This window comes from Gemmatimonadota bacterium, assembly GCA_026387915.1.
In the GTDB taxonomy this organism is placed as follows: Bacteria; Gemmatimonadota; Gemmatimonadetes; order Gemmatimonadales; family Gemmatimonadaceae; genus Fen-1231.
Genome location: JAPLKS010000018.1, coordinates 38,410 through 64,122, shown reverse-complemented (window position 1 = coordinate 64,122; position 25,713 = coordinate 38,410). Strand labels below are relative to the sequence as shown.

General features: G+C 65.0%; 25 protein-coding genes and 1 pseudogene. 13 read left to right on the top strand and 13 right to left on the bottom strand.

The genetic code is table 11. The features are described 5' to 3' along the window. The first annotated feature begins 68 nt into the window (after positions 1-68). Complete coding sequence (locus NTZ43_12240; GenBank protein MCX5767979.1) at positions 69-1,493, top strand: glycerol-3-phosphate dehydrogenase/oxidase; 1,425 nt, start codon at positions 69-71, stop codon at positions 1,491-1,493. Here NTZ43_12240 and NTZ43_12235 read toward each other — a convergent pair. From NTZ43_12235 to NTZ43_12225, 3 genes are all read right to left on the bottom strand, one after another. Beyond that, positions 1,490-1,975, bottom strand: a complete 486-nt coding sequence (locus tag NTZ43_12235) for a GreA/GreB family elongation factor (GenBank protein ID MCX5767978.1) — start codon at positions 1,973-1,975, stop codon at positions 1,490-1,492. The genes NTZ43_12240 and NTZ43_12235 overlap by 4 nt on opposite strands. 141 nt (positions 1,976-2,116) lie before the next feature. After that, the gene (gene speY / locus NTZ43_12230) at positions 2,117-3,376 is read right to left on the bottom strand and encodes a deoxyhypusine synthase (protein MCX5767977.1); all 1,260 of its coding nucleotides are present in this window, start codon (positions 3,374-3,376) and stop codon (positions 2,117-2,119) included. Beyond that, the gene (locus NTZ43_12225; GenBank protein MCX5767976.1) at positions 3,376-4,098 is read right to left on the bottom strand and encodes a TIGR00730 family Rossman fold protein; all 723 of its coding nucleotides are present in this window, start codon (positions 4,096-4,098) and stop codon (positions 3,376-3,378) included. Before NTZ43_12225 ends, speY begins: the two co-directional genes overlap by 1 nt. Before the next feature lie 324 nt (positions 4,099-4,422). Between NTZ43_12225 and NTZ43_12220 the strand changes: the two genes are divergently transcribed. Beyond that, a complete protein-coding gene (locus NTZ43_12220) occupies positions 4,423-5,847 on the top strand; it encodes an alkaline phosphatase family protein (GenBank protein MCX5767975.1) in 1,425 nt (474 codons plus the stop codon). Here NTZ43_12220 and NTZ43_12215 read toward each other — a convergent pair. Further along, the gene (locus tag NTZ43_12215) at positions 5,844-7,076 is read right to left on the bottom strand and encodes a 1-acyl-sn-glycerol-3-phosphate acyltransferase (GenBank protein MCX5767974.1); all 1,233 of its coding nucleotides are present in this window, start codon (positions 7,074-7,076) and stop codon (positions 5,844-5,846) included. The two genes, NTZ43_12220 and NTZ43_12215, sit on opposite strands and share 4 nt — an antisense overlap. A 182-nt stretch (positions 7,077-7,258) precedes the next feature. On the opposite strand from NTZ43_12215, the gene NTZ43_12210 reads away from it, so the two are divergent. From NTZ43_12210 to NTZ43_12195, 4 genes are read left to right on the top strand one after another with little or no spacing between them, the layout of a single operon-like run. Further along, positions 7,259-7,507: a hypothetical protein gene (locus tag NTZ43_12210; GenBank protein MCX5767973.1), complete on the top strand. Its 249-nt coding sequence runs from the start codon at positions 7,259-7,261 to the stop codon at positions 7,505-7,507. Next, positions 7,504-8,604 carry a tRNA epoxyqueuosine(34) reductase QueG gene (queG, locus tag NTZ43_12205; protein MCX5767972.1) on the top strand — a complete coding sequence of 367 codons (1,101 nt, stop codon included), beginning with the start codon at positions 7,504-7,506 and terminating at the stop codon, positions 8,602-8,604. The genes NTZ43_12210 and queG overlap by 4 nt, the downstream gene beginning before the upstream one ends. Continuing rightward, positions 8,601-9,524, top strand: coding sequence for an alpha/beta fold hydrolase (locus tag NTZ43_12200; GenBank protein ID MCX5767971.1), 924 nt, complete (start codon positions 8,601-8,603; stop codon positions 9,522-9,524). The genes queG and NTZ43_12200 overlap by 4 nt, the downstream gene beginning before the upstream one ends. After that, positions 9,521-10,315, top strand: coding sequence for a matrixin family metalloprotease (locus NTZ43_12195; protein MCX5767970.1), 795 nt, complete (start codon positions 9,521-9,523; stop codon positions 10,313-10,315). Before NTZ43_12200 ends, NTZ43_12195 begins: the two co-directional genes overlap by 4 nt. A gap of 51 nt (positions 10,316-10,366) precedes the next feature. On the opposite strand, the gene NTZ43_12190 is transcribed toward NTZ43_12195, so the two are convergent. Genes NTZ43_12190 through NTZ43_12180 form a run of 3 tightly spaced genes read right to left on the bottom strand, consistent with a single transcriptional unit; the run spans position 10,367 to position 12,718 of the window. Next, a complete protein-coding gene (locus NTZ43_12190; protein ID MCX5767969.1) occupies positions 10,367-11,461 on the bottom strand; it encodes a PDZ domain-containing protein in 1,095 nt (364 codons plus the stop codon). After that, positions 11,458-12,159 (bottom strand): hypothetical protein, encoded by a 702-nt coding sequence (locus NTZ43_12185; GenBank protein MCX5767968.1) that lies wholly within the window; start codon positions 12,157-12,159, stop codon positions 11,458-11,460. The genes NTZ43_12190 and NTZ43_12185 overlap by 4 nt, the downstream gene beginning before the upstream one ends. Further along, the gene (locus NTZ43_12180; protein MCX5767967.1) at positions 12,140-12,718 is read right to left on the bottom strand and encodes a sigma-70 family RNA polymerase sigma factor; all 579 of its coding nucleotides are present in this window, start codon (positions 12,716-12,718) and stop codon (positions 12,140-12,142) included. The genes NTZ43_12185 and NTZ43_12180 overlap by 20 nt, the downstream gene beginning before the upstream one ends. Before the next feature lie 269 nt (positions 12,719-12,987). Here NTZ43_12180 and NTZ43_12175 point away from each other — a divergent pair, with 269 nt between their 5' ends. Continuing rightward, positions 12,988-14,403 (top strand): serine hydrolase, encoded by a 1,416-nt coding sequence (locus tag NTZ43_12175; protein ID MCX5767966.1) that lies wholly within the window; start codon positions 12,988-12,990, stop codon positions 14,401-14,403. A gap of 60 nt (positions 14,404-14,463) precedes the next feature. Beyond that, on the top strand, positions 14,464-14,826 hold the full coding sequence (locus tag NTZ43_12170; protein MCX5767965.1) for a metal-sulfur cluster assembly factor: 363 nt from the start codon (positions 14,464-14,466) through the stop codon (positions 14,824-14,826). A gap of 32 nt (positions 14,827-14,858) precedes the next feature. Here the strand turns inward: NTZ43_12170 and NTZ43_12165 are convergent, their stop codons facing one another. Both NTZ43_12165 and NTZ43_12160 read right to left on the bottom strand, forming a co-directional pair. Further along, positions 14,859-16,160, bottom strand: a complete 1,302-nt coding sequence (locus NTZ43_12165; protein ID MCX5767964.1) for a ribonuclease D — start codon at positions 16,158-16,160, stop codon at positions 14,859-14,861. Positions 16,161-16,462: 302 nt separating this feature from the next. Further along, positions 16,463-16,648 (bottom strand): annotated as a pseudogene (locus NTZ43_12160) (ferredoxin family protein). Positions 16,649-16,766: 118 nt separating this feature from the next. Here NTZ43_12160 and NTZ43_12155 point away from each other — a divergent pair. From NTZ43_12155 to NTZ43_12145, 3 genes are read left to right on the top strand one after another with little or no spacing between them, the layout of a single operon-like run. Further along, on the top strand, positions 16,767-17,276 hold the full coding sequence (locus NTZ43_12155) for a (2Fe-2S)-binding protein (protein MCX5767963.1): 510 nt from the start codon (positions 16,767-16,769) through the stop codon (positions 17,274-17,276). After that, a complete protein-coding gene (locus tag NTZ43_12150; GenBank protein ID MCX5767962.1) occupies positions 17,266-19,617 on the top strand; it encodes a xanthine dehydrogenase family protein molybdopterin-binding subunit in 2,352 nt (783 codons plus the stop codon). Before NTZ43_12155 ends, NTZ43_12150 begins: the two co-directional genes overlap by 11 nt. 7 nt (positions 19,618-19,624) lie before the next feature. After that, positions 19,625-20,641: a pyridoxal-phosphate dependent enzyme gene (locus NTZ43_12145; GenBank protein ID MCX5767961.1), complete on the top strand. Its 1,017-nt coding sequence runs from the start codon at positions 19,625-19,627 to the stop codon at positions 20,639-20,641. Between the two features lie 54 nt (positions 20,642-20,695). Here the strand turns inward: NTZ43_12145 and NTZ43_12140 are convergent, their stop codons facing one another. Beyond that, a complete protein-coding gene (locus NTZ43_12140) occupies positions 20,696-21,010 on the bottom strand; it encodes a YhbY family RNA-binding protein (protein MCX5767960.1) in 315 nt (104 codons plus the stop codon). Continuing rightward, positions 21,007-21,681 carry a M23 family metallopeptidase gene (locus tag NTZ43_12135; protein ID MCX5767959.1) on the bottom strand — a complete coding sequence of 225 codons (675 nt, stop codon included), beginning with the start codon at positions 21,679-21,681 and terminating at the stop codon, positions 21,007-21,009. Before NTZ43_12135 ends, NTZ43_12140 begins: the two co-directional genes overlap by 4 nt. Positions 21,682-22,016: 335 nt before the next feature. Here NTZ43_12135 and NTZ43_12130 point away from each other — a divergent pair, with 335 nt between their 5' ends. Continuing rightward, complete coding sequence (locus NTZ43_12130; GenBank protein ID MCX5767958.1) at positions 22,017-22,577, top strand: thioredoxin family protein; 561 nt, start codon at positions 22,017-22,019, stop codon at positions 22,575-22,577. Here the strand turns inward: NTZ43_12130 and NTZ43_12125 are convergent. Further along, positions 22,544-23,359, bottom strand: a complete 816-nt coding sequence (locus tag NTZ43_12125; protein ID MCX5767957.1) for a hypothetical protein — start codon at positions 23,357-23,359, stop codon at positions 22,544-22,546. The two genes, NTZ43_12130 and NTZ43_12125, sit on opposite strands and share 34 nt — an antisense overlap. A gap of 150 nt (positions 23,360-23,509) precedes the next feature. Between NTZ43_12125 and NTZ43_12120 the strand changes: the two genes are divergently transcribed. Continuing rightward, positions 23,510-24,457 carry a ChaN family lipoprotein gene (locus NTZ43_12120; GenBank protein MCX5767956.1) on the top strand — a complete coding sequence of 316 codons (948 nt, stop codon included), beginning with the start codon at positions 23,510-23,512 and terminating at the stop codon, positions 24,455-24,457. A 56-nt stretch (positions 24,458-24,513) separates the two neighbouring features. Here NTZ43_12120 and NTZ43_12115 read toward each other — a convergent pair whose 3' ends face one another. Beyond that, the gene (locus NTZ43_12115; GenBank protein MCX5767955.1) at positions 24,514-25,695 is read right to left on the bottom strand and encodes a hypothetical protein; all 1,182 of its coding nucleotides are present in this window, start codon (positions 25,693-25,695) and stop codon (positions 24,514-24,516) included. Between the last annotated feature and the right edge of the window lie 18 nt (positions 25,696-25,713).

Sequence of the window (25,713 nt, the reverse complement as noted above, 5' to 3'; positions counted from 1 at the left end):
CGCACCGGCCTTCGCGCTGGCGGCGGCCCCATGCTACACTCCCCATATCCCCTCGATTCCGGACCCCCGTGCTCCCCTCCCGAGCCGAACTGCTCTCCCGCGCCACGGAACGTCCGGCCGACCTGCTGGTGATCGGCGGCGGCATTACGGGCGCGGGGATTGCCCGCGACGCCGCGCTCCGCGGCCTGCGCACGGTACTCGTAGAGCGGGACGACTTTGCCAGCGGCACCTCCAGCCGCTCCTCTCGCTTGGTGCATGGTGGGGTCCGCTACCTCGAGCACGGCTATCTGCACTTGGTGTTTGAGTCGAGTCGCGAGCGACGCATCCTGCACGAGATCGCCCCGCACCTCGTTCACCCGCTGCAGTTCACCTGGCCCGTCTACCGCGGCGCTCGGCTCCCGCGCTGGAAAATCGTCGCGGGCCTCTGGCTCTACGATCTGCTCGCCCTCTTTCGCAACGAACATCCGCATCGAGCGCTCAGTGCGCACGGAGTGCTCGAGGCGGAACCCAACCTCCGACACGACGCCCTCACTGGCGGCGCGAGCTACTTCGACGCGGCCACCGACGACGCGCGCCTGACCCTCGCCAACGTCGTGAGCGCGGCCAACGCCAACGCCGCCACGCTCAACTACGTGGAAGTCACGGCGCTCCGATTCACCGGCGACCGTGTGTCCGGCGCCCAGATCCGCGACCGCGCCACTGGCGAAAGCGCCGAGTTGCAGGCGCGGGTAGTCGTCAACGCGACAGGGCCGTGGACCGGCACCATCGCACAGATGGAGGATCCGAACGCCCCGCCGGCGCTACACGGCTCCAAGGGCGTCCACATCACCGTGCCGGCCGACCGCATTGGCAACCGCGCGGCCGTCACGATGCTCTCCCCCACCGACGGTCGCGTGCTCTTCACGCTGCCTGGGGGCGCCGTGTCGGTGATCGGCACCACGGAAACCGACCCGCCGCGCGATCCGTCGCAGGTGCGCGCCACGCGCGCCGACGTGCAATACCTGCTCGACGCCGCAAACGCCTTTTGGCCGAACGCCGCGCTCACTCCGGACGACGTCATCACCGCGTGGGCAGGCATTCGGCCGTTGATCGCGTCAAACGCTGCGTCAGCTGGCGACGCGAGCCGCGAACACGCCGTGACCATCGGCCCACGCGGCGTGGTGGCTATCACCGGTGGCAAACTCACCACCTACCGCGCGATGGCCGAAGAAGTGGTCGATGTTGTCGAACGACAACTCGACCGCCGGCCCTCCGCCTGCGTCACTGCGCATCAGCGACTCCCCGACCCAACGCGGGAGTTCGCGCGCACCGTCGGCGATGTGCTCATTCGCCGCACCAAAGTCGCGTTCACCGAGCGCGATCACGGACGCGCGCAGGCAGAGACGGTCGCTTCAGAACTCGCCGCGGAACTCGGCTGGACCAATGCACAACGCGCGAGCGCGGTGGAAGACTTTCACACCGAACTCGCGCGTCTCTTTACCATCGATCCCTAGTCGAGGTCTTCCGGCTTCGCGTCGTGAATCGTGACCAGCTCAACAATGAGTAGCTTGCGCGTGCTCGCGGGCAGCCGCAGCACCACGACTTCGCCCTTCATCTTGTTGAGCATCGCACGGCCAATCGGCGAGCTCATCGTCACGTGTCCTTCGTCGAACTCCACGGAGTCGCCGAAAATCAGGTGATAGGTCTCGCGATGCTTGGACTCCTGATCTTCCACCACGATCTTCGTGCCGAGCCCGACGCGGTCTGTTGGAATCTGCGAGATGTCGATCGACGCGAGCTTGCTCAACCGCATGGTGAGCTGACCGAGCCGCGCCTGCACGAGACGCTGACGCTCGAGCGCCGCCTTGTACTCGGAGTTTTCGCGTAGGTCGCCCATCTCCACCGCCCGATTGATTTCAAAGGGCAGCGTGACGTTCAACTCGTACCGGAGCTTTTCTACCTCCGCACCGAGTTTCACCTTGAGCGCTTCGATCATCGGGCATCGCCATCGAAAGGGGGAGACAATAAAACGCCAGCGCCCGACCTCATTGTTCGCGGCCGGGCGCCGTTCATTACAGAGAAAACTATGCGAGCCAGCGGCGTCCGGCAATCGGTCCGGCGCGCCGCCGCCCTCAGGTTACCGCGTCTTTTCGAACTCCGCCCGCAGCACCGCCATGTTCTTTTCCCGCTTGTCGTACAACCGCTTCAACTTCCGCGGCTTCCGCTTGGCGAGCGCATAACTCGTCAGCAATGGCAACGCGATCGTCGAATCGAGATAACAGACTACCGCGTCCGGCAACCGATCGGGGTCGATCTTCCCCCAGCTCACCGCTTCGGCGGGCGTCGCGCCGCTCAAGCCGCCCGTGTCGGGACGCGCATCGGTGACCTGCAGAAAATAGTCGTGCCCCTTTTCATCAATGCCAAGCACTTCCTGAATCTGCGGCTCGGTTTGCAACGCAAAGTTCTTGGGGCTGCCGCCGCCCATAATCATGATCGCGCTCTTGCCACCGCCGCGCTTGGCCGCCAGCACAATGCTCGCCGTTTCGTTCACATCCATGTTTGGATCAATCGTGCAGCTGTACCCCTCAAGCGCGAGCGCCGCCACATTCATGCCGATGCTCGAATCGCCGGGGCTACTCGTGTAAATCGGCACGCCGCATTTGTACGCCGCGCTCAGTAGCGACTTGTTGCCCACGCCGAGCACGCGCTCGCGCTCCGCCACGTACTTGCCGCAGAGCCAATGAAACTCGGCGCTGCTCATGGGACGCTGGAACTCTGGCGCGCGAATGATCTTCCGGAAGAACGCGTCGGTGCTGAGCAACACGTCATAATCGAAGAAGATGTCGTAGATGCGCACCACCCCTTCTTCGCGCAAATCCACGTCGCTCGCCGACGCATTGCCTCGGTGCATCGAAAGCCCAAGGCCAAAATGCGTGTCGTGATATAGATTCGCGCCGGTCGAAATAATCCAATCCACGAACCCTGCTTCGATCAGCGGAATCAGACAGCTCATCCCGAGTCCGGCCGGCGTCAGCGCGCCCGTCAGCGTCATGCCCACCGTGACGTCTTTCTCAAGCATCAAGTCGGCATACAACTGACACGCCTCGCGCAGACGACCTGAGTTATACGCTTGGAAAGTGCCTTCAATCAGCTCACGCACCGACTCTGTGCCGTCAATGCGGCGGGGCGAAATTTTGGCGCCGCGGAGATACCGGTTGGCGGACACGGCCGAGTGTTTTTTGCCCGTCGCTTCGCGCGCCTCGGCGGCCTTTTTCTGGGCGGCCTTTGGTCCGGACGCGCTCGCGCGTTTGCCAGCGGCTTTTGCAGCTGTCCCCGTTCCGTGACGCGAGGCCTTGAAGCCGCCGCGTGCACGGCTCGTCGGTTTATCCTTCGCCATTACTTTCGCTCCGCCCGTTGCCGAGCTGTTTTCATTTGGGCTTCATAGGCGTCCGCAATCAACTCCACCGCCTCTTCGGGATCGTCGGTGAGGAACATCAGATCGAGATCACCTGGAGAAATCTTTTTCTCTCCCGCCACCCGTGATTCCAACCATCGCATCAATCCGGCCCAGTACGCGCGACCAAACAGCACCACCGGAAACTGGGAGATTTTGCCCGTCTGAATCAGCGTCACAGCTTCGAATAACTCGTCAAGCGTCCCAAAGCCGCCCGGGAAAATAACAAAGGCCACGCTGTACTTGATGAACATCGTCTTGCGAACAAAGAAATATCGGAAGTTCACCGACGTATCCACGTACGGATTCGACCCTTGTTCGAACGGCAACTCAATGTTGCACCCGATCGATCGCCCACCAGCGAGCTGCGCGCCTTTGTTGGCCGCCTCCATGATCCCGGGGCCAGCGCCCGTCATCACCGCAAAGCCGCGCTCCGCGAGCAATCCGCCCAGCATCTCGGCGGCCTGATACTGCTCGTCATCGGGCGACGTGCGCGCCGAGCCGAAGACGGTGACCGCCTTTCCAACGTTGGCGAGTTTGTCGAATCCTTCAATGAATTCGCCCTGAATCCGCAACACGCGCCATGGGTCGGTGCGCGTAAAGTCGTCGGCCTGCAAGGCCCCTTGTAGCAGTTTTTGATCTTCCGTCACATACGACTCGACCACATTGCGGATGGCGTCATCCACATTGCTGGAGCTCTTGGGGGCGGTCTGCACGCGCACCGGAGCGTCCACGGCGCGACCGGCCATCGCGTGCCCTTCAACGTGCCGCGCCTGCACGCCCTGCAGCGCTTGGTGTTCGGCCGTCTGCAGCAACTGCGCGTGCGTGCGCTTGCCGCGCGGCGCCGCCTTCGCGGATTTCGTCGTCTGTGAAGCCTTGGCAGCCTTTGCCGGCGTCTTCCGCTTGGCGGCCGGCACTTTAGTTGGCGCCTTTGCCGGTTTGGTGCGTTTCTTCTGTTCTCTTGCCATTCACGCAGTTTACTTTCTCGCGTGACTTCCCGCGACCCGCGAGCGGCCGGAGTGATCGTGCTCGTGGCCGACGGCATCCGTCCCGACACGCTGGCGTCGGCCATCTCCACCGGCCGCGCGCCGGCACTGGCCCAACTGCGCGCCGAAGGGGCGCTGCATACGGTCACCTCGGTATTTCCGTCGGTGACGGGGCCGGCGTACGCCCCCTTTCTTATGGGCCGTTACCCAGGAAGCGTCGGACTCCCCGGACTCCGATGGTTCGATCGCGAGGGGCGCGCCACCTCGCGCTGGCACCGCACTCGGAGCTATGTCGGCGTCGATTTCGGCAAGGTGGACAGCGACCTCGACCCGACCACCCCCACCATTTTTGAACTCGCCGAACCGGCGCTCGGTGCCCTGAACGTCATTGGGCGTGGCTTGCCACAACAGCACCGGATTGGCGGATCCCTGGGCTTTGGACTGTACGCGCTCGCCACCCATTTGCGCGGCGGCGTCGACGGGTGGCTCGCCATCGACCGGCGCATCGCCGATGAGTTCGCGCATCGCGTGCAGCGCGACCGACCGATCTTCGCCTTTTGCGCCCTCACCGGCATCGACAAAGCCTCCCACGCCACGGGGCACGATTCACCAAAAGTGTTCGAAGCGCTGAGCATTGTGGACGCACTCGCCGGACGCCTGCGCGACGATGCCCTGCGCGACGGCCGCTGGGAACGCACGCACCTGTGGGTCGTCAGCGATCACGGACACTCGCCGGTCACACAGCACGATGACCTCGCCACACAGCTCCGCCACTGGGGGCTCGGCGTGCGCGCCCACCCGTGGGTGATGGGCGCCAATCATGACACCGCTGTAATGGTCAGCGGCAACGCGATGGCGCACATCTATGTGAATCTCCGCGAGCGAACGCGACAGTGGTGGCCGTCACACACCGCACGTTGGCAGTGGCTCGCGGATCGCCTGCTGGCGCTGCCGTCGGTTGATCTGCTCCTTTTTCCCACGAGCGATCGCGTCTGCGAGGTGCGCGCCCACGGACGCGGCGGCGCGCGCATTGTGCGCGAACGCGACCGATGGGCGTATCGCCCCGAGACCGGCGATCCCCTCGGCGTGGGGCCGCTCGAAGGGCTCACCCTCGAGTCGGCCTGGGACGCCACCGCTGGCTCCGACTACCCCGACGCAATCGTGCAGGCGCTACAGCTCGCCGCAAGTCCACGCGCCGGCGACATCATCGCCAGTGCCGCTCGCGGATGGGACTTTCGCGCGCGGTGGGAGCCCATTCCCCACGTCTCGAGCCATGGCGCGCTCCATCGCGATCACATGGTGGTGCCGCTCCTGCTCAATCGGCCGGTGGCCGCGCAGCCGCGCCGAACGGTGGACGTTATGCCCAGCGCGCTCTCGGCGCTGCACATCCGGCTACCCGCCGGACTCGACGGAACGAGTTTCTTCTAGTGAACGCCGTCGAACGCGTCGTACAGCGCGCGCAGTTCCGCGGCCAAGGCGCGCTGACGATCCCGCAGCGCCGCCACACGGTCGCGGTGAAAGCGTAGCACGAAGAATCGCCGAATCTCGTGCCAGCTCATCGCGCGCCATTCGCTCACCAGCAACGCCGCCACCGCCAGAAAGGGAAGCGCCACAAACGTCGCGGCGGCCGTCCACCACCCGGCGACACAGCCCACGCCAATCGACAACAACAAGAACCACGTCAGGAAAATCACGCCACCGTACAACACCCGCAGCGTTGGCAGCGAGTCGTCGCCTTCTTTGATTGCGAGCTTCGTGCCAAGCCGTCCTGCGATCTCTCTCGGGAGCGAAAAGAGCGCCACGCCCATCGCCGCCAGCGGCAACAACAGCAGCAATGGAATCCGCGATATCAGCCAGCGAAACGCCGCATCATTGGTCACTTGGTCATGCAACGTCACCGGCGTCAAACCGAGTCGTGCCAATAAGCGGTCGTGCGTTTTCAACTCGCGACCCACGCGCCGCCAATCGTGTCCTTCACCCTGCCGCAGCTGCGCCAGAGCGTCGGTGGTGATGCGCAAACGGTGCATCTCCGACTGCGCATCATCCGCCGCACCAAACTCCGCGTGCCACACACGCTCGGCGCAGCGCACGAGCTGTGCGTCGCTCCAATCCTGAAGATTGAACGTCACGGCGCGCATGGACGCTTCAATGCGCTTGGTGAGTTCACGCACCGCATCGCGGTCGTCGCCCCGCGCGGCGAGATCGTCCCACACCGGCGACTCGCCGATGATCACGTGCGCTGAGCTCCGAAAGGTCCGTCGGTCGCGAAACACCAATCCCATGGGCACAATCGGAAAGGCCCCGCCGATTTCCTTGGACGCGCCGAGCGCCACCCGCGCCGCGCCCGACTTGAGCGGCTGGAGCTGCGACGCACTGTGGCTCGTGCCTTCCGGAAATACCCCGAGCGCAAAGCCGGCGCCGAGTGCTTGGTGCACATCGCGAAACACGCCGAGGTTCGCCGACACGCGCGTGGGATCGTCCTGCCGGCGATACACTGGCACCGAACCCACCGCGCGAATCAGCCACCCAAGGCCAGGGTAGGTAAACAGTGGTGCCTTGGCCATAAAGCGCACCGATCGACGCGCCGCCACCACAATGAGCGCGGGGTCAATCAGTCCGTTTGAATGGTTCGCCACAATCAAGACCGGCCCGCTCACGGGTACGCGAGCTCCCCCGAGCGTCAGTCGGTAATACGATTGCGAGACCATCCGGCTCAGCGCCGGCATCACAGGATAGAGCCACATAGCCAGCGGAAGTTCGCCCCACGCGGCCCATAGCGGGAGAGGGGAACCGCCGATAACGGTTGCGAGGGTGAGGGTGGGCCGCGATTCTTCCTAGTGTGAAGTGGCTCTCCCTGATACTGACGCTGGTGGCCCGTTCGCTGGCCAGCCCATCGCTCGCCGTGGACCTCCTCCGCGTGGCGTGGCGCTTTCGCGCGCGAGGTTGGTACGCGCGCTTTCCGTTCCTGCCGCTCCCCGCCGCCGACTATGTGCGCTGGCGTATGCACACCGCGTACGGCGATCCCAACACCGTGCCTCCTGCCGAGGACATCATTCGCTACGCACGCTGGGTGCGGCACACGGAGTGACCACCGATCGATTGTCGCTCGAAGCGCGACTCAAGGCACAAGCCTTTGGCCTCGGCTTTGATCTGGCTGGCATCACGTCGCTCGGCCCCGTGTCCACGGCGGCGGCATTCGATGACTGGATGGCCAAGGGTTTCGCCGGTGAAATGACGTGGCTCGCGCGCCACGCTGGCGTGCGCGCCGACACCACGCGTGCAGAGCCGGGTATGCGCAGCGCGATTGTCGTTGGACTCGACTACGGCGGACGCCAACCCGCGGGCCCCTTTGCCCGCTACGCGCGCGGCACCGATTACCACCGCGTGATGTGGGACCGGCTCGACGCCCTTGGTGCGTGGCTCACCGCAGAATGCGGTGCGCGTACGCGTTCATACGTGGACACCGGTCCCATTCTCGAACGCGATCTCGCGCGCCAAGCAGGTTTGGGTTGGGTGGGCAAGAACACCATGCTCATCAATCCGGAGCGTGGATCATTCTTTTTTATTGGCGCGCTCTTCACCGACAGCGCACTGCAAGCCGACGCACCGTTCGACGCCGACCGGTGCGGCAGCTGCACCCGATGCCTCGACGCCTGCCCCACGCAGGCATTTCCGGAACCGCACGTCCTCGACGCGAGAAAGTGCATCTCGTATCTCACCATCGAACTCCGCACCGACATCGACGAAACGCTACGGGCTGCCGTGGGCGACCACATCTATGGCTGCGATGTGTGCCAGGATGTCTGCCCATGGAACGAGCGCTTCGCCCGCGATGTGAACCCCGCTGATTTTCTTCCAGACCCCGCGCGCGAATCGCCCGACCTCGCCGAGATGCTCGCACTCGACGACGCCGGATTTCGCGCACGATTCCGCGATTCGGCCGTCACGCGCGCCAAACGGGCCGGCTTTGCGCGGAACGTCGCCGTGGCGCTCGGCAACAGGCAGCACGACGCGGACATTCCAGCACTCGCGCGCGCCGCACACGACACCAATGCGATGGTGCGCCGGCACGCCCGATGGGCACTCGAACAGTTCGGCACGCATCCCGACGCGCGCGCGGCACTCGCAGGAGCACCACTCGTGATCGATGACGCGCCACCGACCGCCGCGGACGCAACCCCGTGACGAACGCCACGCGGGCACGCTACACCGCATTCAAAAAATCGCAGCCGCGCACGCCGCGTCTCACGCGTCACACCGTGCGTGCGCGCGGACTCGATTTCGCTGTGTTCATGTCACCAGAAGTCGAGGGCGGCGCGCCGCCATTGCTATGCGTCAACGGCGGCATGCTCTACAGCCATGCCCTACTCTGGCCCTCGCTCGCACCGCTCGCCGCCACTCGCCAACTCGTGCTCTACGACCAGCGCGGGCGCGGCGCTTCGCAGTCACCGCCGGCGGTGCACGCCTCGAAAATTGAGTTCGACGCTGGCGACATTCCCGCGCTGCGAACAGCCCTCGGCATCGCGCGCTGGGATCTGCTCGGCCACTCGTGGGGCGGCGGCATCGCCATGCTCGGCGCCGAACGCGACGCCGCGGGTGTGCGGCGCCTCGTCGTGGTGAACGCCGTTGGCGCGACCAGCGATTGGGTCGCCAACCTTCATACCGATGCGCTCGCCACGTTGCACGGCGCCGAATATGACGCGCTCGCTGCGCTCGACCCTAATACGTTGCACAGCCCCGACCCAACAATTCACGCCGAGTACAGTCGCGCCATTTATCCGGCGTATTTTCACGATCAAGAATTCGGACGCGCTTTCTCACCGCCACCGCATGCGAGCGCCACCGGCGCGGCCGTCGCCGCACGGCTGCGGCGCGAAGGCTACGACTGGACCGAACCGGTCTCTCGCATTGCCGCCACCACGCTCGTGGTGCACGGCGCGCAGGATGTGCTCCCCGCGCGGCTCGCGCAGCAGACGGCCGCACGCATTCCGCGCGCGCGGCTCACGCTCATCGACGGCGCCGGCCATATGCCGTTCTGGGAGCAGCCGCTCGCGTTCTTCGACGCGGTACACGCCTTTCTCGACGCCAAAGACCTCGGCGCATGAAACGCGCGGAGCGATGGCTCGCGGTCAGCGTGCTCGCGCTCGTCGCCTTTGTGAGCGTAGAAGTCGCGCGCGCGCCACGACGTCCAACGCCTAAAGCGGTGAGCGACTCGCTCTGGCTTGACTCGGTGGCTACCGCTGAGGAGAATGGCCCAGAGGGGGGGCCCCGACTGCGCCGCTCAGCGCTCGCCGCGCCCGGTCCCAAAGATTTTGCCGACATCGCGCGCCAACTCTCCGAGGCGCACACCACGACGTACATCGACGACATCCTCGCCGCGCGTCAGGGCAACATCGGACGATGGGTGGACCGCCGGAACGATCCCATTCGCGTATGGATCGATCCGCGCCCAGGACTCAAAGACTTTTTTCCCGACTTCGCCGAGCGTGCCCGCGATGCGTTCTATACGTGGTCAGCCGCGGGCGTGCCACTCAAGTTCCTCTTTCTCGACGACTCCACGCAGGCCGAGATCCTCGTGCACTGGGTGGATCGCTTTGGCGACGCGGCCGCGGGCAAAACGTTTTGGTCGCGCGATCAGCACTGGTGGATTGTCGGCGCGGATGTGCAGATCGCCGTGCATCGCTCAAGCGGCGAACCGTTTGACGCGATTGCCGTGCGCACCATCACGCTACACGAGGTAGGGCATGTGATTGGACTCGACCACAGCCCCAACCCCGACGACGTCATGTCGGCGCGCGTGCACGTCACCGCGCTCTCGGCCGCTGACCTTCGCACGGCATCGCTGATTTATCACCTGCCGCCTGGCGCCGTACTCGCGCCGCCCCCAGCGAAGTAGCAGCGAGAAATCGCAGGAAGGCACGCGCACGCTACACAGCGCGCGCCACTACTACTGCCACTTGAGCGTCAGCAGCTGCGGCTTTCCCTTGCGCATCACCTGCAACTTCACCGATCGCGCATCGGTGTTGTTCAGCAATCGCCGCAGTGCCATAACGGTTGTCACCGGCGCATCCCCCGCCTGCGTAATGACGTCGCCGTTGTGCAGCCCCGCATCCGCTGCCGGCGATCCCGGCGACACGCCGAGCACCACCAATCCTTTTTGTACGCCCAGCGTCTCACGCCAATCATCATCCACCGGCGTAAGCGTCGCACCCGCCACCGGCCCCATCCCCGACATCGACGACGGACCCACAAAGACAAAACTGGGGTGCTCCATCATCGGCGCCGTAGGCGGGAGCGGCGCCTCGCGTGGCACGCCATTCACGTTCGGTGTACGCGGCACAATGGCGACCCCCGGCACACGCCACCGTTCAACCATCGGCGCCGTGCGCTCCGGCGCCACGAGTTCATCAATCCCCGTGCAGACCGTGGCGCCAAACTCCTCTGGCCGCTTGGCCGCCGTCACCGTGACGTCCTTCGCCGCACCGTCGCGCTGATAGCGCACCACAATCTTGGCCCCGGGCGTCAGCAGCGACGGCAACGGTGCGCGATCAGCGGGATATCCACCAATGGTGAGCAGTTCATCGCCCTGTCGAAGTCCCGCCTTCTCCGCCGGCGACCCGAGTTCCAACGACGACACCACGCGCGACGGCAACTCAAAGGTCACGCCGAGGTAGCCCGCAGGCAGATCTTCCGCGCGTGCGCATTGGAGTTGGAGCGTGGTCACAAGCGCCGCCTGCCGCCGTGCCACGTCCGCCAATCGGCCCTCAAGCGCCTTCAAGCGTACCGGATCGGTCTGCCCGCGAAGTCCCGCCGCGAGTTGCGCCTCTAATTGACGCGAGTTCATGAGGTCGTTGATCATCGCCGAAATGGCGTCGAGGTTCACGCGGTACCGCACGCTCATCGAATCCGGTCGCGTCGAATCGCGCTGCACCATCACGCGCACACGATGCGTAGGCTGCTGCGCCTGAAGCGACGACGCCAACGAAAAGACAGACAGCGCGAGCATCCAGCGCCCAATGCGCACCGACTCCCGCCCGGTCATCGACTCACCATCCGTTTGGACGACGTCGTCGTCAGATTGATCTGCCGCAACGTGGCCAACCGCGCGCTCTGCGTGGCCAGTACCGCTTGATTCAGCACCGGATCCTGCGGCGCCTGATACAAAGCCGCTCGCGTAATGGCGGCCATTTGATCGAGCGCTTCGAGCCGCGTGCGATAGGTGTTTTCGTTGAGCCCAATGAAGTGCGCGGTGGTGTCCTGCGCCGCAAGGAAGGCCGCCGCGTTTTCATAGGTCCGCTGCGACACGGTGAGCGCCTGCATCGCATCGTCCGACGACTTGAAACTCGACGCTTCAGTCACCGGCGCAGATGCCACCGCCGCGTTTCCGGCCGTCGGCATCGGCAACACCGGCAACGACGTCGTCGCTGTCATGCGGCCCGCCATGGCTCCCCCCGCCACCAGCACCAACGAGGCCGCCACACGCACGGTCCAACGCCGCACTACGGCCACACCATCACGTGGCGCGGCAATGCCTTCGGCGCGCAACCGCGGCAGTAGCGCCGAAAAATCTGTGAGCGGTGCGCCAACGATCGGCTGCGCACCAGCCGCCAGCCGCAGCAGTTTGCGCTGCGCCGCCAGTTCCGCCGTGCAGTCACTGCACACGCCAAGGTGTGCCGCTTCCGCAGGCGTCGGCGTTTCGTCGGCCAAAGCCGCAATGCGTTCAGGAGAGAGATGCAACATCGTCTTGGTCTTCCCTTGCCGGCCCAACGTCCACCAACGGCGCGAGGAGCCGACGTAGCCTCGCGCGTGCTTTGAAGAGCTGCGATTTCGATCCACCCGCCGTAATCCCCAACTCGGCGGCAATTTCTTCGTGCGTGTAGCCTTCCACGTCGTGCAAGACGAACACCTGCCGTGCCCCCGGCGCCAACTGCTGAATCGCCTCATCAATCGTTTGCGCGAGCAATGAGCGATCACCGTCGTGCTCCACGAGCGACGTGTCATCCTCGAGCTCCACTTCCACGCGATCGTGCCGCCGCGAGGCCCGCAACGCGTTCAGCGTACGGTTCACGGCAATCCGGTGCGCCCAGGTCGAGAACTGCGAATCGCCGCGATACGTGGGGAGGGCACGGAAGATTTGAATCCACACTTCCTGTGCCACATCAGCGGCGTGATCCGGGTCCCCTACCAACCGTCGCACGAGCGCGTCAATGCGCGGCGCATGCTGCTGCCAAATGGCGCGCAGCGCACCCTCATCGCCATTCATGGCGCGACGGATCGTGATCTGGTCGGTGGGAGTCATCGGTTCGTATTCTAGGTCACCCTGCGGCCCCCGAAAGGTTGCCGCCGCCGCCCGCGAGCAGCATACCCCATCCGGGGTTCTCCCGCCCCCGCCACTCCCAGAGCCGCCCCGTGGGAGCGCCGTGACACCCGGCCAGCCCCCTCGTCCTTGACTCAGAGGACAGAAACCCGTAGTTCTAGCCGATCCTCTATCTATAGACCAGTTCCGCCGGCTGACTCATCCTTGCCAGCCGGCCGCTTCATTTTGTCGCCCCTGATCCCAGGCCAGTCGTGTTCCTCGCGTTGCTCATCGCCGCTGCCATCGTGACGCACTCTGACGGGCTTCCCGTCAAGGCGCCAAAGTCGGTCGGCATGTCGGCGGAACGCTTGGCCACCATCGACCGCGTCATTCAGAGGGGGATCACCGCAGGCGGCTTCCCGGGCGCCTCCGTGATTGTAGGACGCAAAGGCGCCACCGTGGTCTCCAAAGGATTCGGACGCCTTGGCTGGACCAAGAACAGCCCCCTCGTCCTCCCCGACCGTACCATCTACGACCTCGCCTCGCTCACGAAAGTCATTGGCACCACGACCGCCGCCATGATGCTCTTTGACGAAGGCAAGCTCGTGCTCGACGAAAAAGTCACGCACTATGTGCCGGGCTTCAACGGCGGGCAAAAAGAAGATGTCACCGTGCGCCAGCTGCTGATGCATCGCGGCGGCCTCCCCGCTGGCCGCGAACTGTGGCGGCACGCCCGCACACCCGACGAAGCCAAACAACTCGTCCTCGACGCGCCGCTCGAATACCGCCCCGGGACGGGCTTTGTGTATTCCGATCTCGGCGCCGACATCCTCGGCATGGTCGTCGAGAACATCGCCGGCGAACGCATGGACAGCTTTCTCCAGCGCCGCGTCTTCGGCCCGCTCGGCATGACCGACACGGGCTTCTTGCCCAACGACTCGCTCGTGTATCGCATTGCCCCCACCGAAGTCACCCCGCCCCGCGGCTATCCGCTCAAGGGTGAGGTGCACGACGAAAATGCCTACGCGCTTGGCGGTGTCGCCGGTCACGCGGGACTCTTCGGCACGGCGGGTGACCTCTCGATCTTTGCGCAGATGCTCCTCAATGGCGGCATCTACGACGGCAATCGCATCATCGCGGATTCCACCGTCAAGCTCTTCACGGCGCGTGCCGCGGGCAGTCGCGCCCTCGGATGGGAAGTCGGCGAAGGACAACATGGCGCCGGCACCTACCTCGGCGAAAACACCTTTGGGCACACCGGTTTTACCGGCACGTCCATGTGGATTGATCCTGAGCGCGAGATGTTCGTCATTCTGCTCACCAACCGCGTGCACGCCGCGCGCGCACGACGCCCGTCAAAGGTGATTGCCGACGTCCGCGCCGATCTCGCCGACGCTGCCGCGCTCGCCATTACCGACGAAAACCTCGCGGTTGCCGAGATGCCGGCCAGCTTCCGCGCCGACAAAGCCCTCGGCTGGAACCGGCCGGTGCGCACCGCCAAGGCGCGGAAGAGCAACGCCTCCAAGAGCAGCACGAAAGTGAATGCCAGCAGCAAGTCGGCGACCAAGAGCGGCACGGCCTCCAAGAAGGCGTCCGTCGCTCAGGCCACCAAGAAACCCGTCGCCAAGAAGTCCATCGCCACGGCCAAGCCCGCCGGCCCCGCCAAGAAAAAAGCGACCCACGGCTAGTCCGGCGGGAACCGCAGGCCGCGCTCGGCGATTAGCTTTCTTGGACCCTCTCCCACACACGTGACCGACGAACTTCACGCACCCACCGACGCGCCCGACGCTTCGGTTCCGCCCGCTTCCGGCAACGCCATTTCTGAGGATCTGGTGAAGCTGGCGCTGCGTCGCGTGAAAGATCCCGAGCTCAATCTCAACATCCTCGACCTCGGCCTCATCTACGACATTCGCGTCTACGGCAGCGACGTGAGCATCGACATGAGCCTGACCTCGCCGGGGTGCCCCTCAGGCCCGGAGATCATGAAGGACGCCGAAGACAAACTCGGCGAGATCGACGGGGTGGGATCGGTGTCGGTGAATCTCGTCTGGTCCCCTATGTGGACCCCAGACCGCATCGAGCCGCGCGTCCGCGCGTACCTCGGCTTCTAGCACCACGCGCGCCGAGCGGCGCGCCCCCCGAATCAATCCAGGTAGGGTGACTCGACGCGTGCCGGCGCGGGAGCAGCGGGCGCAGGCGTAGCGTCCGCCATCGGCGCAGCCTTCGCGACAGCTGCAGCCGCGACCGTTGCAGCGGGCGCACTCTTGTCGGCGGTTTTCGGCGCACCCTTGCCACGGAACTGCTTGAGTGCCTTTACAAACCCCTCGCCCAACTCCGCCACCTGCCAGCGCCGCAGTTCCGGAAGCTCGAGCATCGCGTCCACGTTCTCCGGAAGCAACCGCGCAACGATCTCCATCTTCTCGCGCGAGCAGAGCACGCCCGGATCCAACTCGAGCCGCTTAGCCGCATCGTCACGCACCGTCTTGAGCGTACTGACCTTGGAATCAAATTCCGGGTCGCGATCCCAACGCGCCGAGCGCGGAAATTTCGGTTGCTGCGCCTCGGGCACCGCGAGGCCTCGCTGCACGGCCGCCAGCACATCGCGCGCGGCGCGATCCATCATCCCACGCGGCATTCCCTTGATGGCGCCCAGTGCGTCTGCCGTGGTCGGCGCAAGACGCGAAATCTCGAGCAGCACATCGTTGGCCACCACACGGAACGTCGCACGATCGAGCTGCAACGCCATCGCGTCGCGCCACGCCACCAGTTCACGCAACAGCGCCAGTTCGCGTCGGTTGAGATCGCGCGCGCCCTTCACACGCAAAAACGCCGAGCCCGGTTCTTCTGGCTGCCACCGCGTTCCCTCGAGCCGGTGGAACTCCTCTTCAGCCCAAGCCCAACGCTTCTTCTTTTCCAACTCCTGCTTGAGCAAGTCGCGCAGCCCCAGTAGGTGAATCGTGTCCTGTGCCGCGTAGTCGAGCATGCCCTGTGTGAGCGGACGCATTGACCAATCGGCGCGCTGGTGTTTTTTGTCGAGCTTCACACCGAAATACTTCTCGAGCAACGCCGCGAGGCCAAACGACGTGAAGCCGAGGAGCTGCGCCGCGACGCGGGTGTCGAAGATATTCGTGATGTGCCAGCCGTAATCCTGATGCAGCAAGCGCAGATCATAGTCGGCATCATGGAAGACCACCTGCACCTTGGGATCTTCGAGCATCCGGCCGAGCCCAGCGGGGGACGCAATCGGAAGCGGATCGATGATGAGGTGCGTGTCACGCGTGGATAGCTGGATCAAATAGATCCGATCCACAAACCGATGAAAACTCGCCCCTTCGGTGTCGATCGCGAGTTCCGTGGCCTTGGACACCCCGTCCAGAACGCGCCCGACAGCCGCGTCGGTATCGACGTAGCTGACCTTGGGGGTTTCGGAGCGGGAGTTAGGCATTTATTCCGTGATTTGGCTGAATAAAGCAATCTAGTCTGTGAGTCACAACAGCGAGTAGACAGTTGTCGGTTGACCGTAATCCGTTGCAAACAAAGAGTTTACATCGCAACGGTCCAGGGTACGGAAAACCGATAACGGAAGACGGTCTACCGCCCACTCGAAAATACTGTGACAAAAAAAGAGCCGGAGCCCATGGGCCCCGGCTCCAAACCAACCAACCGACGCTACTTCTGCGGCCGACCCGGCGGGGTCCCGCTCTTGAAGATGTCGCGGTTGATCTGCACGTACTGCTTCTGGTTGGCCGGCACATCTTCCTCGGGGAAGATGGCGGTCACCGGACACTCCGGCTCACAGGCGCCGCAGTCGATGCACTCATCCGGATGGATGTACAGCATCTCCGGCCCTTCGTAGATGCAGTCCACCGGGCAGACGTCCACGCAGGAGCGGTCTTTGGTGTCCTTGCAAGCTTCGGTGATGATGTACGGCATCAGGGAGTTCCTCGGAAAACGGAGTGTCGTGTGAAAAAGAAGCTTATCTATGTACCACGCCGCCTTCAAGACGTGGCGAGCCTTTGACACGTCACTGACCGCAGAGCTATTTCAACTGATGCGACTGACCGTCAATGACCGCGTCCACGACGTTGCCCCTCGCGACGACGAAACGCTCCTAGAACTGCTCCGCGACCGCCTGGCCCTCACGGGCACCAAACTCACCTGTGACCGTGGTGAATGCGGTGCCTGTACCGTCCTCTTGGATGGTGCCACGGCCTACTCCTGCCTCACGCTCGCCGTGGCGTGCGACGGCGCCACCGTGCGCACCGTCGAGGGGCTCGCCCCGCCAGGGTCACTCAGCACGCTACAGCAGGCGTTCATCGCGCACGACGCGGCCCAGTGTGGTTACTGCACGCCCGGCCAGCTCGTGGCGGCGCAGGCGCTGCTCGACCACTCCGCGCATCCCTCCGACGACGAAATCCGTGCCGCCATGAGCGGGAATCTCTGCCGCTGCGGCACGTACCCGAAGATCGTGCAGGCCATTCGCGCCGCCGCCGAAGCGGGAGCAGGCGCCTCTGCCGACGCCGCGATAACGACCGCCGAAGGAGCGTCGCGTGGCGCGTAAGCCCAAGTCCACCAAGGGTGGCTTCGTCCAGACGATCGTTGAGGTCGAAGGACGCACCGAAACGCGCACCGTCGAACTCCCCGCGTTTGAACCGACGCCGTGGACCGATGATGTGGAGCTCCACATCGTCGGCACCAGCGCCACGCGCGTAGACGCCAGCGAAAAAGTCACCGGCCGCGCACGCTACACTGCCGACATCGAACGGCCCGGGATGTTACACGCATACATGCTGCGCGCACCCATTCCGCGCGGCACCATTCGCATCTTCGACGCCACGGCCGCGCGCGCGATGCCCGGCGTTTTTGCCGTCATGGGCCCTGGCGACGCACCGCCCAAAACGCGACTCCTCGGCAACGACATCGCCTATGCCGGTCAACCGGTGGCCGTGGTGTGCGCGAGCTCCGTGCGCGAAGCCCGCAACGCCGCGCACGCCATTACGGTGGACTACGACGCTGCACCATTTGCCGTCACCTTCGAAGCCGCCGTTGCCCCCGACGCACCCAAAGTGCGCGCGGCCGGCAATGTGAATCCCAAATCGCCGCTCGTGATGGCGCGCGGCGACATTGCCGCCGGACTCGCCGCCGCCGATGTCATCGTCACGGGCGAATACCGCACGCCAGTTGCCCTCCACACCGCACTCGAGCCCCACGGCGCCGTCTGCGAATGGGACGGCGATCGTCTCACCATCTGGGAAAGCACACAAGGCATCTTCCGCGTGCGCGCCGACGCCGCACGCATCCTCGAACTCCCGCTCTCCAGAGTCCGCGTCATCAAGGACTACATGGGCGGTGGCTTCGGCGCCAAGAACGGCGCTGGCACACATACCATCCTCGCCGCGCTACTCGCCAAGCAAACCGGCCGCGCCGTGCGCTGCATCAATGATCGCGAAGCCGAACAAATCGACTCGGGCAATCGACCAGCCTCCGTACAGCGCGTGACCATCGGCGCAAAAAAGAATGGCACGCTCACCGCCATCCAAATGGTTGGTGATATTCCACTCGGCATCAGCGGCTGGGAAGGCGGCCCCGCGCAGATTTATCACGAACTCTACGCCTGCCCCAACGTGCGCACCGAAGAAACGTTCGCGTACATCAACACGAGCGGCATGCAGGCCTTCCGCGGCCCAGGCTACGTGGAAGGCGCGTTCGGATTGGAAGGCGCCATGAACGCCCTCGCGCGCAAGCTCAACATGGATCCGCTCGCGCTGCGCAAAAAGAACTTTGCCAAAAAAGATCCTCGCCAAAACCGCCCGTTCAGCGGCAACGCGCTGCTCGAATGCTACGAAAAAGGCGCCGCAGCATTTGGTTGGGACGAGGTGGATTCAAAAGCGTCATCAGTCGTTGACCGTGAACGGTTAACCGTTATCGGTTTACCGACAACTCGCGGTAGTAGTCCCAGCAAACGGCGCGGCGTGGGCCTCGCCGCTCAAGTGTGGCCCACCGGCGGCGGTCCGCCGAGCTACGCCACCGTGCGCATCAATGCCGACGCAAGCATCGACGTGCTCGCGGGCACACAAGACCTCGGCACAGGTTCGCGCACGGTGCTCGCGCAAATCGCGGCCGAAGCGATCGGCGCAAAATTGACCGACGTGCGCGCCATCATCGGCGACACCCAAAGCCTGCCCTACGCCGGCAACTCGTGGGGCTCTATGACCACGCCGAGTGTGGGCCCCGCCGTGCGCATGGCCGCCGAGGATGCGCAGCGACAGCTCTTCGAAGCCGCTGCGACGATGCTCGACACCACGCCGGACACACTTGAGGCGCGCGACTCACGTATCGTGGTGCGCGACACCGATCGCACCATGACCTTCGCCGAGGTCACCAAGAACCTCGGCAACGTGATGATCAGCGGCAAAGGCTCGCGAGGCCCGAACCCTGCCGGGGTGGCCATCAACACCTTTGGGGTGCAGTTCGCCGAAGTCGAAGTGGACATCGACACCGGTATGGTGACGGTGCTGCGCATTGTTGCCGTGCACGACGCGGGTCGCATTATCAATCCCGCGCTCGCGGAGAGTCAGATGCAGGGCGGCATTCTCCAAGGCCTGGGCTATGCGTTGTACGAAGAACGCATCGTAGACGAACGACTGGGCGTGGTGCTCAATCCGAGTATGCACGAGTACAAAATTCCGACCATGGCCGATGTCCCCGTGATCACCGTGCTCTGGGCGGGCGGCTCCGACACCGCGGCGAATCACACCGGTGCGCGCGGCATAGCCGAACCGCCGATCATTCCCACCGCGCCGGCGATTGCCGCCGCGGTGGCCGACGCCATTGGCGCTGAGGTCCCGCAGATTCCACTCACGCCCTGGCGCGTATTGGCCGCCATTACCGGCACGCGATGAGGCGCGCATGAGGCCGCCTCACGCGCCGCTGCGTGCGCCATCGCTCGATGAAGTCCGTGCCGCTCGAACACGCATCGCTGGTCTCGCGTTGCCTACGCCACTCGTGTCGTTTGAGCACCGCACCGAGGCGCCGGAGCTTTTTCTGAAGCTCGAAAATCTCCAGCCCATTGGCGCCTTCAAAATCCGCGGCGCGGCGAATGCAATGGCGGTTGCCACACCCGAATCGCTCGCGCACGGTGTGTACACGGCGAGCGCGGGCAACATGGCGCAGGGCGTGGCGTTCTGCGCCCGCGCGCGCGGCATCGCGTGCGAGGTGATTGTGCCCGAGCACGCGCCGCGCGCAAAGACAGACGCCATCGAACGGCTCGGCGGCACCGTGATTCGCGTGCCATTCGACCAGTGGTGGCAAACAATGCTCGACCATGGCGCCGCGGGGATGGCTGGCCAGTTCATTCATCCCTTTGCCGATCCGGCGGTGATGGCCGGTAACGGCACCATCGCCGTCGAACTGTTTGAAGCGCTCTCTGCTGACGTCGACGCCATTCTCGTTCCCTACGGCGGCGGCGGTCTCGCCTGTGGAATCGCTGCGGCGGCGCGCGCCCTGCGCCCAGACGTGAAGATCTATGCGGTTGAGGTAGACACCGCCGCGCCGCTCACCGCGTCGTTCGCTGCGGGCCACCCCACGGCGATCACGCGCACGCGCACGTTTATCGACGGCATGGGAAGCGACCGCGTCGTGGACGAGATGTGGCCACTCGCGCAGGAGCTCCTGCACGGCACGGTGGTCGTGACCGTGGCGCAGATCGCCGACGCCGTCCGTCAGCTCGCCACACGCACGCGCACGATCGCCGAGGGAGCTGGGGCGTCGTCGCTGGCCGCAGCGCTCACGCTCCATACCCCAAACGCGCGAGGGGCCAACGTGGTGGCGTTACAGAACGCGCGCCGCGTGGTGGGCATTGTGAGCGGCGGCAACATCGATCACGACGTGCTCGCTACAATTCTGCGCGGCGAGACGCCGGCGTAACGCTTACGTCGCGCGCAGCGCGACGTGCGCCGAGACGCGCCAAACTACGTTGTGCTACGCCCGCCAGGGCGGCGGCGCACCGTGCTTGCGCTTGAGCTCGTTGTTGCGACGGTACAGCGTGCACGTCTTGCCAATCACCTGAATCACCTCGGCCTTCACGCGACCTGCGAGTTCGCCCGCCGCCTTCTTGGCGGTCATATCGACCGGCTTGCCGAGCTGCACTTTCACCAGTTCGTGCGTGCGCAGCGCGTCATCGAGGGACGCGGTGAGCGTCGGCGAGAGTCCCTGCGCGCCCACGTGCACCGTCGCCTTGAGGGCGTTGCATTCCGAGCGCAAATCCGCGCGTTCTTTTCCCGTCATTTCGGTCATCGATTCATTCCTGTGGCAATCGTCTGAAAGAACGGTAGCGGATTGATCGGCGGGCCGTCGGTGAATCGGTGCAAATCCTTCATCCGGAGGAGTTGAAAATGGAGGTGCGGCACGTCCTTGGGCGCATTCCCGGTCGTGCCCACGTACCCCAACACCATACCGCGCGAGATGGGCTGTCCTTCGACGAGTCCGCTCGCCCAGTGGTCGAGGTGGGCGTAGTAGTACACGAGGGAGAGCGTCGCGTCGGAGGCCCAGATCACGTTGCCGCCGAGCGTGTTCTTTCCCATTCGTAACAGCACGCCGTCGTCGGCCGCGAGCACTGGTGTGCCGCGCCGCGCGAGAATGTCCACCGCATTGTGCCGACGCTGGCCGTCACGCGCTTCGTTGAAGGTGTCGGGAATGTGTCCAGCCTGAACACCTTCCACCGGCACGAGCAGGCCACGATCGCGCAGTGCTTCGAGCTCTGGCGCCATCATTTCGAACGCGGTCGCGGGTCGCGCGTCCGGCCGCGCCTCAGGAGGCGCTGGCGACTCCGCCGGTGGCTCTGGGAGCGGACGCCCACGCCCCGCGGTCGTGGTCGGTGCGAGCACCGAAGACGTCGGCGACGGCCGCAGCGCGGGCACGCAAGCCGAGAGCATTGGGAGAATGAGGAGAAACGAGACGGAACGCATGGCACTCCTTACACGACCCGCAGAGGCGCGCGTCACATAGGAGCAGGGGGATCCCTCCAGTGTGCACTGACACCCCAACATCCCACATACCCGGCCGCGCGGCCAGTCGGCCGGTGGCCTCGGCCCGTCACAGGGTTCCAAGCCGCAGCCGCCGCCGCAGTAGCCGCCGCCGCAGCCGCCGCCACCAGAGCGCCCCTCAAAACGGCCCTTCCATCTTGCGTAGTGGATTCCCTTATAGTAATATGGTAATATCCTGACTGTGCTCCACAACGGGATTTTCCATACTGCATGCAGCGCCAGCACGATGGGCGCCAACCAGGACCCGGACGGCAGACATGATGAACTCCACTCGATTCTTCGCCGCGCAACCTTTTGAGCAGATGATCGCCGAAGCCACCGAAAATGGCGACCTCTGGCGCTCCATTGGCGCCCGCGCGACCGTCAGCGACGAGGCCGTGCGCCGCGTCGAAGCACTCGGCGGACACTGGCATATCGCCGCGCTCTCGGCGGACTGGTGCTTCGACTCGCTCGGCGTGGTCCCGTACGTCGCCGCACTCGCCGCACGGGCGTCGAACGTGGATTTGCGCGTCTTTGAGCGCGATGCCAACCCGGACTTGATGGACGCGCATCTCACCGACATCACCAAGCGCGCCATTCCCGTCATCATGACCTTTGACGACCAGTTCGAGGAGCATGGCTGGTGGGCCTCGCGGCCGCAGGCGCTGCAGCAGCTCGTCGACACCGAGTGGAAAGGCATGCCCAAAGACGCTCTGATCACCGAAAAGCGTCGCTGGTATGCGCAGGACCGCGGCAAGCACTCCGTCGACGCCACCGTCGCCCTATTCGAGGCGGCCGCTCGCGCTCAGGGTGCCACGCCATTGATCAGCGCGCGATAGGCAAAGGCACGCGAACGAGCGCGCCCCGTGACTTCCCGCGCCACACCGAGTTGCTCAAGGCGCGCCATCGCGGCGCCCGCCGTCGGGATCGTTTGACCCAGCGCGTCGGCGGCCTCGCCGATCGTGAGCATCAGTCGGTCAGCAAGTAAGTGAAAGAGATCGAGCGCCGAGTACGAAGCGCGGCCGAGCGCGGCCACTTTGGTCTCGTCAGCCGCGAGCCGTTCACGGGCACGCGTCAGTCCATTCAGCACGGCCACCGCCTCATGTTCGAGCGCCAGTGCCGATGCCGCGTGCCACGCCTCCGGCGCTCCCAGCAGCGCAATCCGATGCAACCCGTCGTTGATCGGGAGCGTGAGCCACGGCCCACCGAGGGCACCGCCGCGCCAGAGACTCGTCGTGCACTCCAGCGCCGCCGCTACGGCACCGATGCCGGTGCCAGTGCCGGTGCCAGTGCCGGTGCCAGCTACGGCACTATCACTGACGTCTTCACGTGCAGCAGCCACCAGCGCCAACTGCGCGAGCGCGAGCCCGTCCGCCACCGCGAACTCCAACGGCGCCCCGTTGCTGGCCAACAGGTTATCGAAATGCTCACAGAGCGCCGCCTCCCCCTCGCGGTCCCCGCGGAGAAGGGCGATCATTCCATCGGGGCCAGCGCCAAAGGGCACCACCGCAGCACGAAGCTCCAAAAGGCGCGCCAACCCTGCCGGCGCCAACCTTGCCGAAGCATCGAGACGGCCGACCGCCAAAAGAAGTCGTTCGCTAGTCTGCTGAGTGTTGGTCACGTGCTACACGCCACGGTTATAATGATTTGAACAGCTATTTTTATATAACGGTAACATTTTACAGCTCACCCGGAAATTCATGTTCCGGACCTCCCCGCAGCTGCTTCTTGATGAAGTATGCTAAATAAAACTTAGAATATCAACCTTTCTATGCTAGCCAATCTCAGCGCTCTCCTGGTGGCCGTCGCATTCCAGCAACCGCTCACCGTCCCAGCTCCGACCAAGCCGGCCGTGGACTCGGTGCAGGCCACCTACGTCCCGCACCGCGTCTACGACACGCGCAACAAGAGGTTCACCGACTTCGAGTCGATGGTCGCCGACCTCATGTACGCCGACGTCGTCTTCCTCGGCGAACAGCACGACGATCCCATCACGCACCGCCTCGAGGCTGCCACACTCGAAGGGCTCACTCGGCGACGCGGAAACATTGTGCTCGCCCTCGAGATGTTTGAGCGCGACGCCCAACGGCCGCTCGACGACTACCTGGCTGGAAAGCTCTCAGAAAAGAACTTCCTCGCCGTCAGCCGCCCGTGGCCGCGCTACGACACAGACTACCGACCGATGGTGGAGTTCGCGCGCCTCTATAAGTGGCCGGTGATTGCCGGCAACGTGCCGCGCCGTGATGCGAGCGCGGTGGCCCGCGCGGGGCTCGCCGTGCTCGATACCATGAACGCGGCCGAACGCACCTACGTCGCGCAGAACAACAACTGCCCGCACGACGGCTACTTCGATCGCTTTTCCGCCACCATGGGCGACATGAGCGGCCACGGCCCCGGAGGGCCGCAACTCTCCGACTCCGCCAAAAAAGCGATGCTCCAGCGCGTGTACGAAGCGCAGTGCGTCAAGGACGAAACCATGGGCGAGTCTATTGCGCGCGCCTTTGCCGCCGCGCCGCCGCGCGCACTGGTGCTACACGTCAACGGCTCATTCCACAGCGATTACCGAATGGGAACCGCTGAGCGCGCCAAGCAGCGCCTCAAAGGAAAAGTGGTGCAGGTGGTGAGCTTTATCCCAGTTGACGATCTCGATAAAGCCGACGGCCGCAGCGAACGCAGCATCGGCGACTACATCGTCTTTACGCTGAAGCCGGCCAAGTAAGACTCTGCGATGTTACGATGAGCGGTGCGGCGCTTGGCGTCGCACCGCTCATGGCATCAGAAGTCTTCCCAGACAAACCCGACGCTGAGTCGCGTCGCGCGCCGGCCCTTCACGTCCACGGCGAGCACGGACGTGCCGCCGGCGCGCTGTGTGGTGGAGCGCACCGCCACATCGTCCACCGCATCCCCATTGGCGTCGAACGCCACGAGCAGTTCGTGCGCACGGAACCGGTAATCGCTTATCCGGAGCGACGTGGCTTTGCCGAGTGTGTCCACGAGCACGAGCCGCTCACGCGACCATTCCACGTCGCCCGCCCGCACACTCACGAGCATGGCCAGCCGGCGCGCGCCACCAAAGCAACCACGCACCTGCGACACCCGCGTGTTCATCCCTTTGCGCAGCCGCTCGTACGGCGAGAGCGTGCCGGTGCGAATCGCGTGATCGAGTGAGTCGCGCAACACGGTGAGCCGCGGCGTGAGTTCCGCTGGAAGCGGCGCCGTGCGATCGCAGCTGTCCACGGCAGAAGCCGCGCCGCTCGCACTCGTCGCTGGACGGCTGCCCGTCGCAGGAACCGCGCCCCCAGCACGACCACCACCCACCGCCGGAGCCGGCAGCGATCCGGGTGGCCGACTGAGCACATTGCTCGCCACCACACCTTCGGCCAACTGCACGTGCGCCAATGCCACGAGCGCGGGAGTGGCGCGCACCAACGAATCCAACGCCGCCGACCCCTCGAGCACCAACACAATCCGCGAGTTCCACGTCGAGACGGCCGTTGCCCTCACCTCTTCGGCGCCGACTACGGTGCGGAGCGTCACGGTCGTGCCGAGCGGCACTATGGAACGGCGCGCGACCGCCTCGCGGTACGCTGTCGCGCGCGACGAGTCGCGGCGCACTTCGGTATCCACGCGCCCGATGTCCATCAGCAGTTTCTTGTTGCGCACCGCAGTCACAAACCACTGCTCACCAACGGGCGCGAACACCAGATAGCTCGCAATCGTGTCAGCAAGTGGAGAGAGCGTTGGCGGCGGCGCCTGCCAAGCGGGCGTGGCAGGGCGAGATGGCGTCGGGTCTGTACCTGCAGGAAGCACGGTCGGCGCGGACGCCCCGTTTGCCCCAGCGGGAACCGCCTCGCGCGGATGCGCCGTGGAATCCGCGACACCCGCCGTCCGCGACGGCGCACGCGAACACCCCGCCACAAGGACGGTCCAGAGAATCCAGCGTCGTGGACGCAGCATGCAAGGAATATTCACTCG

Bases quoted from the DNA above. Each gene is read 5' to 3' on its own strand.
- NTZ43_12165 (MCX5767964.1), bottom strand. From the start codon at position 16,160: ATGCCTAACTCCCGCTCCGAAACCCCCAAGGTCAGCTACGTCGATACC.
- NTZ43_12140 (MCX5767960.1), bottom strand. From the start codon at position 21,010: ATGACCGAAATGACGGGAAAAGAACGCGCGGATTTGCGCTCGGAATGC.
- speY (MCX5767977.1), bottom strand. From the start codon at position 3,376: ATGGCGAAGGATAAACCGACGAGCCGTGCACGCGGCGGCTTCAAGGCC.
- NTZ43_12190 (MCX5767969.1), bottom strand. From the start codon at position 11,461: ATGACCGGGCGGGAGTCGGTGCGCATTGGGCGCTGGATGCTCGCGCTG.
- NTZ43_12155 (MCX5767963.1), top strand. From the start codon at position 16,767: ATGCGACTGACCGTCAATGACCGCGTCCACGACGTTGCCCCTCGCGAC.
- NTZ43_12120 (MCX5767956.1), top strand. From the start codon at position 23,510: ATGCTAGCCAATCTCAGCGCTCTCCTGGTGGCCGTCGCATTCCAGCAA.
- NTZ43_12185 (MCX5767968.1), bottom strand. From the start codon at position 12,159: ATGTTGCATCTCTCTCCTGAACGCATTGCGGCTTTGGCCGACGAAACG.
- NTZ43_12115 (MCX5767955.1), bottom strand. From the start codon at position 25,695: ATGCTGCGTCCACGACGCTGGATTCTCTGGACCGTCCTTGTGGCGGGG.
- NTZ43_12145 (MCX5767961.1), top strand. From the start codon at position 19,625: ATGAGGCCGCCTCACGCGCCGCTGCGTGCGCCATCGCTCGATGAAGTC.
- NTZ43_12135 (MCX5767959.1), bottom strand. From the start codon at position 21,681: ATGCGTTCCGTCTCGTTTCTCCTCATTCTCCCAATGCTCTCGGCTTGC.
- NTZ43_12130 (MCX5767958.1), top strand. From the start codon at position 22,017: ATGATGAACTCCACTCGATTCTTCGCCGCGCAACCTTTTGAGCAGATG.
- NTZ43_12195 (MCX5767970.1), top strand. From the start codon at position 9,521: ATGAAACGCGCGGAGCGATGGCTCGCGGTCAGCGTGCTCGCGCTCGTC.
- NTZ43_12180 (MCX5767967.1), bottom strand. From the start codon at position 12,718: ATGACTCCCACCGACCAGATCACGATCCGTCGCGCCATGAATGGCGAT.
- NTZ43_12235 (MCX5767978.1), bottom strand. From the start codon at position 1,975: ATGATCGAAGCGCTCAAGGTGAAACTCGGTGCGGAGGTAGAAAAGCTC.